9 protein-coding genes are annotated in these 14,166 nt (G+C 43.2%); 7 read left to right on the plus strand and 2 right to left on the minus strand.

Going from position 1 to position 14,166, the window contains the following annotated elements; genetic code table 11:
* Window positions 1-113: 113 nt before the first annotated feature.
* Window positions 114-1,061, minus strand: a complete 948-nt coding sequence (gene cysK, locus D0T57_RS09815) for a cysteine synthase A (RefSeq protein ID WP_163273319.1) — start codon at window positions 1,059-1,061, stop codon at window positions 114-116.
* 728 nt (window positions 1,062-1,789) lie between these two features.
* On the opposite strand from cysK, the gene dut reads away from it, so the two are divergent.
* The 7 genes from dut to D0T57_RS09850 all read left to right on the plus strand — a co-directional run bounded on the left by dut (window position 1,790) and on the right by D0T57_RS09850 (window position 11,165).
* Window positions 1,790-2,224 carry a dUTP diphosphatase gene (gene dut / locus D0T57_RS09820; protein ID WP_163273320.1) on the plus strand — a complete coding sequence of 145 codons (435 nt, stop codon included), beginning with the start codon at window positions 1,790-1,792 and terminating at the stop codon, window positions 2,222-2,224.
* A gap of 28 nt (window positions 2,225-2,252) precedes the next feature.
* Window positions 2,253-4,031, plus strand: a complete 1,779-nt coding sequence (locus D0T57_RS09825) for a lipopolysaccharide assembly protein LapB (RefSeq protein WP_163273321.1) — start codon at window positions 2,253-2,255, stop codon at window positions 4,029-4,031.
* Window positions 4,018-4,851: a DUF4292 domain-containing protein gene (locus tag D0T57_RS09830; protein WP_163273322.1), complete on the plus strand. Its 834-nt coding sequence runs from the start codon at window positions 4,018-4,020 to the stop codon at window positions 4,849-4,851. The genes D0T57_RS09825 and D0T57_RS09830 overlap by 14 nt, the downstream gene beginning before the upstream one ends.
* Complete coding sequence (locus tag D0T57_RS09835) at window positions 4,848-6,107, plus strand: murein hydrolase activator EnvC (RefSeq protein WP_163273323.1); 1,260 nt, start codon at window positions 4,848-4,850, stop codon at window positions 6,105-6,107. The genes D0T57_RS09830 and D0T57_RS09835 overlap by 4 nt, the downstream gene beginning before the upstream one ends.
* Window positions 6,095-7,090, plus strand: coding sequence for a GNAT family N-acetyltransferase (locus D0T57_RS09840; protein ID WP_368666916.1), 996 nt, complete (start codon window positions 6,095-6,097; stop codon window positions 7,088-7,090). Before D0T57_RS09835 ends, D0T57_RS09840 begins: the two co-directional genes overlap by 13 nt.
* Window positions 7,091-7,876: 786 nt before the next feature.
* Window positions 7,877-9,064, plus strand: coding sequence for a class I SAM-dependent rRNA methyltransferase (locus D0T57_RS09845; RefSeq protein ID WP_163273324.1), 1,188 nt, complete (start codon window positions 7,877-7,879; stop codon window positions 9,062-9,064).
* A gap of 49 nt (window positions 9,065-9,113) precedes the next feature.
* Window positions 9,114-11,165 carry a M48 family metalloprotease gene (locus D0T57_RS09850; protein WP_163273325.1) on the plus strand — a complete coding sequence of 684 codons (2,052 nt, stop codon included), beginning with the start codon at window positions 9,114-9,116 and terminating at the stop codon, window positions 11,163-11,165.
* Between the two features lie 77 nt (window positions 11,166-11,242).
* Here D0T57_RS09850 and pnp read toward each other — a convergent pair whose 3' ends face one another.
* On the minus strand, window positions 11,243-13,402 hold the full coding sequence (pnp, locus tag D0T57_RS09855) for a polyribonucleotide nucleotidyltransferase (protein ID WP_163273326.1): 2,160 nt from the start codon (window positions 13,400-13,402) through the stop codon (window positions 11,243-11,245).
* Window positions 13,403-14,166: the final 764 nt, after the last annotated feature.

The following is a 14,166-nucleotide window of genomic DNA, read 5'->3' on the forward strand; positions in this document are numbered from 1 at the left end:
TATCCCGTATTCTGCGGGTTTAGCGGCACCAATATTTCCATTTTGTTAAAAAAACGAGACGATTGCCAAATTATGCCAATCACCTCGTAATTATATATTTATTCCCTGCCCCCCTACAAAGGATATTCTTCGAATGCGTACAAGACAGTAGATAAATAACGCTCGCCCGTATCAGGCAGAAGTACCACGATATTTTTTCCTTTATTCTCAGGGCGTTTAGCCAACCGGATTGCCGCATAAGTAGCAGCTCCCGAAGATATACCGACCAGCAAACCTTCTGCTTTAGCCAGTTCGCGACTGGTACGGATAGCATCGTCGTTGCTCACCTGCAATACCTCGTCTACTACTGTGGCATTATACGTCTCAGGGACGAAGCCTGCACCTATACCCTGTATCTTATGAGGACCGGGGTTTCCTCCCGACAAGACAGGAGAATCGGCAGGTTCTACAGCCACAATTTTCACCTCGGGTTTATATTTCTTCAACACTTCTCCCACTCCGCTTATAGTTCCGCCTGTGCCGACACCAGCCACAAAGATATCGACTTGCCCATCGGTATCGCGCCATATTTCCTCAGCAGTTGTTTTCTTGTGGATAGCGGGGTTGGCAGGATTGGCAAACTGCTGTAGGATAACAGCCTTCGGGTTCTCCTGTTGCAACTGTTCCGCTTTTGCTATTGCACCCTTCATGCCTTCCGGGCCGGGAGTCAATACGATGTTTGCACCCAATGCTTTAAGCAGATTGCGACGTTCTATACTCATGGTTTCGGGCATGGTAAGGGTCAGTTTGTAACCCTTGGCTGCTGCTACAAATGCCAGCCCGATACCTGTATTGCCACTTGTAGGCTCTATCAGCTCACTATCGGGCTTTAGTACGCCCGATGCTTCGGCATCTTCGATCATTGCATTAGCAATACGGTCTTTTACGCTCGATGCAGGATTGAAATACTCCAGTTTTGCTATTATCTTAGCATCCAATCCATGTTTCTTATCAAAGTTCGACAGCTCCATAAGGGGTGTATTGCCTATCAGGTCTGTCAGTTTTTTCGCTATACGTGCCATACTTTATGTATTTATTAAGAGTTACTTTTCGGTTTTATATTAACGTTTATCCTTGCGAATCCCTTATTGATTTAACCTTATTTTGCAATATATAGTCAAAAAGTAACACAAGTAACAGTTTTTTCAGTTGTCAGTCAACAATATCTTTAAGATACGAGTAAACAAGATACAAGATACAAGTTCATATTTTATAAGAAACCAACTCGTTAACTCACCTACTCAGGGCAAACGCATGAAATTTATCCAAACTCAATTCTGAGCTTTGTAGGGGCGAATTATCATTCGCCCGCAGATTTTCCCTATTCCGGGCGAATGATAATGCTCATCTACTGGTGTCTTGTATCTCTCTAAAAAGTAACACATGTAACACATTTTTTATCATTTTTTCATTGTCACTTTTCCCCTCCCTTGTCGTGGCTTTGCTCATAAGTCCCCCTTGGGGGATTAGGGGGCTTCCTCACTTCGGAGGTGTAGGGACTATATAGATAAACTTTTCTCCTTTTTATTGCCATTAATATTTGATACAAAACTACGAGGATTGCAATAGATTATCAATCGCTTTGTCATGGTATTTTTATACCGCGATTATGGTATGTATTTAACGGCTGGCGGCAGCGAATAGTTTAACCTGCAAGGCAATCATTGCTTTAATTCTTAATTTTTATCAATTAACAGAGTAGATTGCAAAGATTTAACTAATTTCGCAAGAATATAATACTTACACCACAATGAGAATAAAAATTATCAATAAATCGCATCATCCACTCCCCGAATACGCCACTCCATATTCAGCAGGAGTAGATTTGCGGGCTAATATAACAGAGTCAATAACATTGAAACCGTTGGAACGCACACTTGTTCCCACCGGCCTTTACCTGGAACTGCCGCAAGGCTATGAAGCGCAAATACGCCCAAGAAGCGGGCTGGCATTCAAGCACGGATTGACTGTCTTGAACTCTCCCGGAACGATAGACGCAGACTATCGTGGAGAAATTCGTGTGATACTGGTCAACTTATCCAACGAGGAGTTTGTTATTAACGACGGCGAACGTATTTGCCAGATGGTAATAGCAACCCATGCCCAGGTGAGCTGGGAGGAGGTAGATGCCATCAACGAAACAGAACGTGGAGCCGGAGGCTTCGGTCATACAGGAAAACAATAACAGGCCGGCAATTGCTTTATAACAAAATATGCAGAAGAAATTTTATTTATATACATTCATCACCTTTTTGTTTTTGTGTTTCAGCCTCTCTCTTGTGGCTCAGCAATCGAAAAAGGGAACAACCGGTTTTTCCCAAAAACTGCCTTTAGACCAGCAACGTAAATTCGATTATTATTTTTACGAGGCTATGAACGCAAAAGCATTGGGCAAATACGATGCCTTGTACGACTACCTCACATATTGTACGCAGATAGACTCTACCAATGCAAACGTACTCTACGAATTGGGCAGCTACTACAATTCTACCGACAATAAGAATAAGGCGATAGACCTTTACCGGAAAGCAATCGGCTACGACGCCGACAATTATTATTACAACATAGCATATGCCATGCTATGCCTCGAATTTAAGCAATACAGCGATGCAATCGGGCAACTTGAAAAACTAATAAAGGAAAACCCCGACAATGCCGATTTGTATGTCTATCTTTCGGAATCGTACCGTGTGGATGGCAATATACCAAAAGCAATCTCTACATTGGACAAGCTGGAAACGATAGTGGGGTTGAACGAGAAAATCAGCCTACAGAAATACCAGCTCTATACATATACAAAGCAGGAGAAAAAAGCATTTGCCGAAATACAAAAGTATATTGATAAATACCCGAACGAAATAAGATACCAGATATTACTAGGCGACCTTTATCTACAGGCAGGGAAAAAACCGGAGGCGTTTATGGTCTACAGCAAAGCCAAATCTATAGACCCGGAAGACCCTTACCTGATTTCGTCCATCGCCGAGTATTACGAGCAGACTGGCAATAAAGCCGCTGCGGAAAACGAATTGCAGACTGTGCTTATCAGTCCCAAAATGGATGTGGACACCAAACTGGCCATTCTTGCCCAGTATATAGGTACGCTGCAACAAAACAAGAGCAGCACGGATGCCGCCAATGCCCTGTTCGACACATTGATGATACAGCATCCGCAAGAGCCCAAACTCAACCTGATGTATGGCAACCTGCTGATGATGCAGGCCAAGAAGGATGAAGCCCGTTTCCAGTACAGGCTGTTTGCCGAAGCAAACCCTACCAACCCTACAGGGTGGGAACAGATGTTGGCTACTGCTTTTCCCGACAGTGTCGACCTGACGATAAGCATATGCGAGGAGGCTCTGACCTACATCGCCGACCAGCCCCAGTTTTACTTCTATCTGGGTATATCCAAGTATATGAAAGATGAACACCGGAAAGCTCTCGACGTATTGCAGGAAGGGGTACAATATGTAGACGAGAATAATAAAAGCCTGCTTTCCGATTTTTACGGGCAGATAGGCGATCTTTATTACCATATCGGGCAGATGGACAGTGCATTCGCCGTTTACGATAAGTCGCTTTCATTCAACCCGAACAATCTCGGTATCCTCAATAATTACAGCTATTTCCTCTCGCTGCAAAAGAAGAATCTGGATAAGGCAGAGAAGATGAGCAGCATAACAGTGAAAGCCGAACCATCGAACCCCACTTATCTGGACACCTACGGCTGGATACTTTTCCAACAAGGAGCTTATGTGATCTCAAAAATATATATAGAAAACGCCATAAAGTACAGCGAAGCAAACAAAGAGGAACTGAGCGCAGAGGTTCTTGAACATTACGGAGATGTATTGTACAAAACCGAAGAACCTGAAAAAGCTTTGGAATACTGGACAAAGGCGAAAGAAAAAGGAGACAGCGACTCCAAAACACTGGATAAAAAAATAGAAGAGAAAACTTATATTGAGGTTGTAGCAGATGAAGCAAAATAAGATAATAGCATTCGTATTAATCTTCGCGTCGATATTATTGTTCGATAGCTGTAAGTCGAAAAAGATAATCGGAGGAGGAGAAAATGCCCTGATTGAAAATAAGACACATAGCCAGATAATAGAAGATGTACTGAATGCTGAAACAGAGTTTCGAACCATATATACAAAAGGGAATGTAAAGATAGGGAGCAAGAAATTGCCAGCCGTATATAAAATGGTTAAAGACGAGGTAATACAAGTGTCCGTCAGGATGCCGATAATAGGTAGCGAAGTGGCACGGATGACCATGACCTCCGACAGCATAATCATCCTCGACAGGATGCACAAGCAATATGTCGCCGAAAATTTCAAGAACTCATCTCTGACCAAAGGTTTCGATTTCAACTTCTATAACCTACAAGCACTGCTTACCAATAAGTTGTTCGTGCCGGGAGTCAAGGAGATCGCAAAATCGCAATACAGCAAGCTGGAGATCGGGACTACAGACAATATGTACCTGTTGCAGGCAAAAGATAAGAGTGGAACCCAATGTGTATTTTCCACCGATGCCTCCAACCGCATACAATGGACGCTCATCGCAAACGAAAAGAAAAACATAGCGATGAAGTGGACATACCGCGACTTTATAAAAGACGGGAGTAACATATATCCCACGCTTATGGAAGCTGTTGTAGGAATAAACAAAAAAGAGATAGGACTGGAAGTGTCGTATAATAAGCTGGAAATAAACGGCGAAGTAAGTATCGACAACTCCATCTCGTCGAAATATAAGAAAGTAAGTTTCAAAGAATTGGTAGAGAATTTTATAAAGTTGGAATGAGGACAATAGCCTTTTCATTACTTTTATTAATATCAATCTCGTCTTTTGCTCAGGATGCCAGGATAAAGGAACTGGAACGGCAAAGGAAAGAAGCGTTGCGCGAAATATCGAACACAACGAGGCTGCTGGCCGAAACCCAGAAGAATACTGCAACCCTGATCGACAGGGTGAAACTGATAGCCAACCAGATTTTTTCGCGCCAGAAAGTACTGAACCTGTTGGAACAGGAAATCGAGGGGCTAAAAAGTGAAGAAATACGGATAGAAGCAGAAATCGGAAAGCTGCAAATAGAACTGAAAGAACAGCAGGACAGTTATGCCAAAGCTGTAGAAGGAGTATTGAAAAACAGGCAAAACGAAAGCCAGCTATTATTTATCCTGTCGGGAAAATCGTTTACCGAATCGTACAGAAGGCTTCGTTACTTACAGAATTATTCCCAATGGCGGAAAGAAAAAGCCAATGAGATAATAGAAAAAAACAACCAGCTGAAAGAAAAGAAAATTGCTCTGGCAAAAGCACAAAAAGAAAAGACAACTCTTCTTAGCCAACGTATTACCGAGCAGGCCAATCTGAAAAAAGAAGAAAAGAATTACAAAGTTGAAGTAGCCGAAGCCCAGTCGAAACAAAGCACACTGCAAAAGATACTTACCCAACGTCAGCAGCAGGCCAACAACCTGAACAAGGAAATAGCACGTCTGATAGCAGAAGAGGTAGCCCGTCAGCAACGGGAAGAAGAACGCCTTGCCGCCGAACACGAAAAAGCAGAAAGAAAGGCCTCGCCTTCATCCACTCCCTCGCCGCGGGCAACAAATAAAAAGGCTGCAACACCCAGGAATATCGCATTATCGAAAAACTTTGCAGCAAACAAAGGGAAGCTGCCCTATCCCATTTCGGGCAATTACGCTATCGTCTCCCGGTTTGGCAATCAATCGAAAAATATATGGAAAATAGAGATACCGAATAATGGCATAGATATCCGTTCGCAGGCCGGAGCAGAAGCCAAGGCTGTCTTCGATGGGGAGATTACGAGGATTGTGGCTATGCCGGGCTATAATACCTGCATCGTTGTATGTCATGGCGATTACTTTACCCTCTATGCCAATATCGACCAGTTGTATGTGCGGCAAGGCGATAAGGTAAAAACAGGGCAAGCTCTGGGCAGGCTTTACTCCGAACCTGATACTAAGCATGCGCAGATACATTTTGAACTATGGCGAAAGACACAAATGCTCAACCCTGAGCTGTGGCTCAGATAAACACATATACCATTTATGCCATGAGCGCAAAGGCTAATACTGCAAACATAAGGATGAAATTGTATTCTCCGACTGAAAAGGAAGAATGGGATAAGTTTGTAACAGGGTCTAAAAACGGGACTTTCCTACTTTATCGCGACTTTATCGAGTATCACGGGAACAGGTTCAATGATTATTCCCTAATGTTTTATAGAAACGACAAGCTTATGGCATTACTACCCGGACATATCTCCGGAAAGGATTTTCATTCCCACATGGGGCTGACCTACGCGGGGCTGATTATGGGCGGGCAAACAACTGCGAGCGATGTACTCGAAATCTTTAAGCAACTTACACATATCTTTCGGCATCAGGGGATAAAAAGGATTGTATATAAAGCCATTCCGCATATCTACCACAGGCAGCCTGCCGAAGAAGACTTATATGCCCTGCATTACTATAAAGCCGTAATATCGGAAAGAAAGATCGCATCGTGTATATATATGGACAATAAGCCCCCCTATTCTCCTTTGCGCAAAAGAGGAGTAAACAAAGCTATGGGAGGAGGATTGGCTGTAGAAAAAAGCGAAGGCTGGCCGCAATTCTGGCAAGTATTATCCTCGTACCTGAAAGAAAAATATGATGCCGATCCGGTTCATTCGCTAGAAGAAATAATCTACCTGAAGGATAAATTTCCCCGGAATATACACTTATACATCGTACTATCGCCACAAAAAGACATTGTCGGGGGCACTATCGTTTTCGAGACAGAGACAGTCGCCCGTATCCAATACATAGTTTCCACCACCGAAGGCAAGAGAATGGGGGCTACGGATTTCCTTATCGACCATATAATAAATAAAGCGTTTCCCGACAAAGCATATTTCGACTACGGCACATCGCTGGGAGATGACGACTACGGTTTAAACACAAACCTTATGCACTCGAAAGAAGGATTTGGAGCCAGAGCAATCGTGTTCGACACATATACTATCCATTTATAACTAATGCGAATCGGGAGATGGAGTCTCATAGTAAAATCGTTCTTTTATATTATACATAAAAGCAATTTTGAGTTAAACATTTCATCTTTAACTCATGCTGCCGCGCCCTCCCGGGCTTGGCCTCCCTTTTGGCATTGCCCAAAAGGAAGCAAAAGGCTAGTGCTTCGTTCCTCGGCGACCTGTCAACGGTTTGCCAGCTGATGCAAATAAATGGGCTACCGCCCCATTNCCATTTGCATCTACGCTGCCTTCACCGGACAGGTGTTCGCCTGCGGAACTAATGCACGTCGGCTGACGCACGACTAGAATTGTCGCAAACTCTTGTCCGGCGTTAGCCCGCGCCATTAGCTTTGCGTACGGGGTACCCACGCGATGCAGACGGCGTAGAATGAAGTGGGGGTGCTGTTATGCAACTTTACTAAGCTAACTAAAAGATTGCTGTTAGTTCACTTCATTCAGCCGTCAAAGCGCAAAGTGGGTCGTACGGCTAAGCGAGGCGCAAAAGAGTTTTTGGTTCCTTTTGGGGCTTAGGCCAAAAGGAACGCAAGCAATCTGTGATTGCGCGCAGTATATAAAAGCAACATATAGTTCAACTACCGATTGGCATAACTATCAGGTCAAACGCATGAAATTTATCCAAACTCAATTCGCCCCTACAGTCGTCAAAACTGGAATATTATTTTTCCATGCGTTTGCCCTAGCATAACGATACTCTTTCGAAAGAATATTGTATTTTTACAATCGTTTTCAATTTTCTTTAAATTTGCCGTTTATACAAAACCTGATATGAATTATAAAAAGATAACCCTCAAACCTAAAAAAGAAGAATCTCTAAAGCGTTTTCACCCGTGGATATTCTCCGGAGCTGTACAAAAAAAAGACGACAACCTTAGCGAAGGCGAAACTGTTAAGGTATATACAGCCGGCGGCGACTTCATAGCCATAGGGCATTACCAGATAGGCAGCATAGAGGTGCGTGTATTATCGTTCGAAGAAGAAGATATAGACGCCGGATTCTGGCAAAAAAGGCTTGCTTCGGCTTTAGAATTGAGGAAAAGCATAGGGCTGATAAATCCTCAAAACAATTCATACCGGTTGGTACATGGCGAAGGCGACCTCTTGCCGGGACTTATCATCGACATATATGCCGAAACGGCTGTCGTGCAGTCGCACTCGGTAGGCATGCACGAAGACCGTATGGCGATATGCAATGCCCTGAAAGCCGTGATGGGAGACGACATAAAAAATATCTATTACAAATCGGAAACAACCTTGCCTTATAAGGCCGACCTGGGTGCCGAAAACGAATACCTGTATGGCGGCAACGATGTAAAAGAAATAGCACTGGAAAACGGGCTTCAATTTTATCCCGACTGGATAAAAGGACAAAAGACAGGTTTCTTTGTCGATCAGCGCGACAACCGTTCACTGCTGGAAAAATATTCGAAGGGGCGTTCAGTACTGAATATGTTTTGCTATACAGGGGGCTTCTCATTCTATGCCATGCGTGGAGGGGCAAAGCTCGTACATTCGGTAGACAGTTCGTCGAAAGCGATAATGCTTACCAACCGCAATGTAGAAATCAATTTCCCTGATGACAAGCGGCACGAAGCCTTTGCCGAAGATGCATTCAAATTCCTTGCGAAGATGGACAAAGGTGCTTACGACCTCGTCATATTAGACCCTCCTGCATTTGCCAAACACCGAGGAGCGGTAAAGAATGCCCTACAGGGATATAAGCGGCTGAATATAGCAGCTTTCGAAAAAATGCCACCAAACAGCATACTCTTCACCTTCTCTTGCTCGCAGGTGATATCGAAAGAAGCGTTCCGCCTCGCAGTGTTCAGCGCGGCTGCCATTACAGGGCGCAAAGTAAGGATATTGCACCAACTGAGCCAACCGGCCGACCACCCTATCAATATTTACCATCCCGAAGGAGAATACCTGAAAGGGCTGGTGCTTTATGTAGAATAGCCAGATGCTGACACAATAACGCGTTTTTACCTTAACCACAACATATATCATGGAAATACAAGTATCTGCCACTTTCAAAAGAAATACAGTGAAGGCCATACTGTCTATTGTGCTATTTGCTGTAGTATATCTTATACTGCTCGCCTTGTCTGTAGGGTTGGCAGTCTTCTGCATCATCGGGGCTGTGACCATCATTGCAGCAAAACCAGCGGTAATCACAATCCTTGTCGGGGCTGCACTTATTGGACTGGGAGCAATTATACTTATATTTTTGGTCAAATTCTTCTTCAAGAGCAATAAAGTAGACCGTAGCGACCTTACAGAGATTACACGGGAAGAAGAACCCGAACTGTTCCGTTTTATAGAGGAAATAGCCCAGGAAGTAGGCACGAGTTTCCCGAAAAGGATTTACCTGATGCCGCACGTCAATGCCGGAGTGTTTTACGATTCCAGTTTCTGGAGTATGTTCTTTCCTGTGAAAAAAAACCTGCAAATAGGTATGGGGCTGGTGAATACGACTACCCGCGAGGAACTGAAAGCTATACTGGCGCACGAATTCGGGCACTTCTCGCAAAGGAGCATGGCTGTAGGCAGCTATGTTTACAATATAAACGAGGCTATATATAATATGCTGTACGACAACGATAATTTTTCGCAATGGATAAACAATTGGGCAAACATAGCTAATATACTGGCTATATCGACTATTGTAGCGGTGAAAATCATACAAGGCATACAGTGGATATTGCGTAAGATGTACGACCTGATAAACATCAACTATATGGCTCTTTCGCGAGACATGGAGTTTTATGCCGATGAGGTAGCCGCCAACGTTACAGGGACAGTGCCAATGAAAGAATCATTATTGAGGCTCAACCTGAGCGACTATTCGTATAATACGGTTATAGATTTCTACAACGATAAAATCAGACAAAACTTCAAAAGCAGGAACATATTCAGGGAGCAAAGTTTCGTTCTGGGTTTCACCGCCGCTAAAAGCCAGATGACAGTGAAGAACGGCTTGCCATTGGTTTCTATCGCCGACCTGAATAAATACAACCATTCGAAACTGAATATAAAAGACCAATGGGCTTCGCATCCCAGCAGCGAAGACAGGATAGAAGCACTCGATAGACTTAACATTGCAAAGAGTGTGGAAAAAGACCTGCCTGCCGGATCGTTGTTCAGCGATATTAAAAAATGTGAGGAAGAATTGACCGACAAACTGTTCTCTCTCGTGCAATTCAAAGAAGCACCATCGGTTATCGAACTTGAAGATTTCGAGAAAGAATATACGGAAAAGTATAACAAAAACGATTTCAGCGAAATATACAATGGATATTACAATAGTAAAGAACCAGCTATAATTGATATCGAAAATCTGGAAGATATAGACGCCTCGCTAAGTCCGGATGAATTGTTCAGCAAAGAAAAAGTCAATATGATCTACGAGAGTTTATCGTTGGAGAACGACAAATATACACTCTCCGAAATTGCAGCTAAACGATATCCTGTAAAATCGTTCGACTACGATGGCATAAAATATTCTGCCCGCAAGGCTTCCAAACTGATTCCAAGGCTGGAAACAGAACTGGAGGATATAAAAGCGAAGATAAAGGAGAACGACGACAATATCTTTATCTACTTCAACAATCTGGCGAAAAAGCAGGGTGTACAATCCCACTACAAAAACCTTTATACCCAAAGCCTTGCCGTATTCAGCCAGTTCGACAAGAAGAGGGAAATCCATACGGATATCTGCGATGCTCTCGGTTTCCTGCAATTAAGTCTGGAGCCGGAAGAGATAATGCGAAAGTTGAACCATGTCGTTGTTCTGGAAAGGAAACTGAAAAATGAGATCAGGCTCTATCTGGATATGGAAGACATGAGAAGCGAAATAGATCAGCCGATGCGCGAAATGCTGGAAGCATATACATCGAAAGACCTGACATATTTCAACAGGACAACCTATATAGAGACAAACCTTACTACATTATTCGATTCGATAGATGCTTATTACTATCTGTTTACGAGAGAATATTTCCTCGCACAGAAAAGGTTGTTGGACTATCAGGCAAACCTTTACGAAAGTTCGTTGTAATACGGCAAACACAAAGAAGGTGTCCTTTATTACTTTTAGGACACCTTCTTTTATATTTCACAGGGAGTTTAGTTTACTTACTCCGCTTTGTCGTTATTCTTCTGAGGTTTTTCCGGACGAGGCGGACGAGGTAGAAGGACTTTACGCGATAGCTTGAATTTACCCGATTTAGGGTCGATGTCTATCAGTTTAACTTCTATCTTATCACCTTCTTTCAGTCCTGCATTTTCCATATCCTCTATGCGATCCCAAGAGATTTCAGAGATATGCAATAAGCCATCCTTACCCGGAAGGAATTCGCAGAATGCACCGTAAGGCATTACCGAGCGTACAGTTGCCTCATACACTTCGCCTACCTCCGGCACTGCTACGATACCTTTTATCTTAGCCACGGCTGCTTCGATAGACTGGCGGTTGGTTGCCGAAACTTCGACGCGTCCGTAACCGTCGATTTCTTCGATAGTGATTACCGCTCCGGTTTCTTCCTGAATACCTTGTATGATCTTACCACCAGGTCCGATTACAGCACCAATAAATTCTTTATTGATAATGATAACTTCGATACGTGGAGCATTGTCTTTCAGGTCTGGACGTGGCTCAGACAATGTTTCAAGGATTTTGCCCATGATATGCAGGCGGCCTTCTTTAGCTTGGAGCAATGCTTTTTCAAGGATTTCGTAAGACAGTCCGTCCACCTTGATATCCATTTGAGTGGCAGTGATACCGTCTTTTGTTCCTGTCACTTTGAAGTCCATATCTCCAAGGTGGTCTTCATCGCCAAGTATATCGGAAAGCACAGCATAGTTTGTTCCCTTGTTTTCCGAGATCAAGCCCATTGCAATACCTGTTACCGGTTTCTTTATTTTCACCCCGGCATCCATCAGTGCAAGTGTGCCAGCACAAACAGTAGCCATAGACGACGAACCGTTAGATTCTAAAATATCAGACACCACACGGATAACGTAAGGATAGTCGGCAGGAATCATCGGTTTCAGTGCGCGGTGGGCAAGGTTTCCGTGTCCTATCTCGCGGCGGCCCACACCTCTCGATGGTCTTGCATCGCCAGTAGAGAATGGAGGGAAGTTGTAATGCAACAGGAATCTGTCTTTTCCATTGTTCAGCACATCGTCAATGATTTTTTCATCCAACTTTGTACCCAATGTCACAGTAGTCAGCGATTGTGTTTCACCACGCGTAAACACTGCCGAGCCGTGAGTGCCGGGCAAATAATCAACCTCGCTCCATATAGGGCGTATTTCGGTTGTCTTACGTCCGTCGAGGCGTTTGCCTTCATCGAGGATAGAACGGCGCATAGCCTCTTTTTCTACATCGTGATAGTAGCGTGATATCAATGTTGCTTTTTCTGCCAGTTCTTCTTCTGTGAAGCTAGCTTTGTATTCTTCTACGATAGCTGCGAAGTTATTGCCGCGCTCGTGCTTGTTGGTATTGCACGAAGTGGCTACAGCATAGGCTTTGTCGTAGCATTTTGCCCATACATCTTTTTTCAGCTCCTCGTCATTAACCTCGTGGCTATATTCGCGTTTTACGGTTTTGCCCACGGCCTCCATCAGTTCTATCTGAGCTTGGCACTGTATTTTGATAGCTTCGTGGGCTACTTTGATAGCTTCGAGCATTTCTTCTTCCGAAACCTCTTTCATCTCACCTTCTACCATCATGATATTGTCCATAGTGGCACCTACCATGATATCCATATCGGCTTGCTCAAGTTGTTCGAAAGTAGGGTTGATAACAAATTGTCCGTCGATGCGGGCAACTCTCACTTCCGATATCGGGCCGTTGAACGGTACGTCGGAAACAGCCAATGCTGCCGAGGCTGCAAGGCCTGCAAGTGCATCGGGCATATCTTTACCATCGGACGAGAACATCGTAACATTAACAAAAACTTCTGCATGGTAATCGTCCGGGAATAGTGGGCGAAGTGCGCGGTCGATCAGGCGGCTAACCAGGATTTCGTAGTCGGAAGGACGTCCTTCTCTACGTTGAAAACCTCCTGGAAAACGTCCGAAAGACGCAAATTTTTCTTTATAATCCACTGATAGTGGCATAAAATCAACATCCGGCTTAGCATCTTTAGCAGCTGTAATAGTAGCCAGCAACATGGTGTCGCCCATGCGCAATTCTATTGCTCCGTCTGCTTGTTTTGCCAATTTTCCGGTTTCGAGGGTGATAGTCCTTCCATCACCTAAATCGATACTCTTTGTAATCGGATTCATCATAAATATTTTTTCTAAACTTCTTAAAATCGAACAAAGGTACAGAAAGTTTTTGAGAATTAGGGGAATGAGGGAAGGCTATTTGTTCTTTTAAATTATGCACAAAAGCTATCTTAAGTTAAACATTCAATCTTCAACTCATCCTGCCGCACTCTCTTAAACTTGGACTTCCTTTTTACATTGTCCAAAAGGAAGCTAAAGGCTTTGGCGTCTCGTTTTGTAATTAATATTTGCATTCATAGAAACCATGTAATTTTAACCTTATTTTGCAATACATAGTTAAAAAGTAACACTTGTAACAGTTTTTTCAGTTATCAGTCAACAATATCTTTAGATACGAGTAGACAAGATACGAGATACAAGTTCTTATTTTATGATAAACCAACTTGTTAACTCGTCTACTGGGATCTTGTATCTCTCTAAAAAGTAACACATGTAACACATCTTCATTACTTTTTTACTGTTACCTTTTCTCCTATTTCAGCTTCGCTCTACCCCCTACCTTTGGCAGGACTGTTAAGTTCTGATTTCTTATTACACTGAGAAACATTGAGCACAACAGTGAGGTTCACTGAGATTTTTTCTCCCTCAGTGTTTCTCAGTGGCTTCTTCGTGTATCTCAGTGTCATATTTTATTCTTTTAAAGTATTATTTCGGGGGGAGGTGTTATATAGATAAACTTTTCTACTCCTGATTGGCATTCCCTATAAATAAACAACAAAGAAGTTGTCCCAAAAGTAATCATCTGCTTCATTGCTTCATTTATT

The sequence above is a fragment of the Dysgonomonas sp. 511 genome, from assembly GCF_010501105.1.
Taxonomy (GTDB): domain Bacteria; phylum Bacteroidota; class Bacteroidia; order Bacteroidales; family Dysgonomonadaceae; genus Dysgonomonas.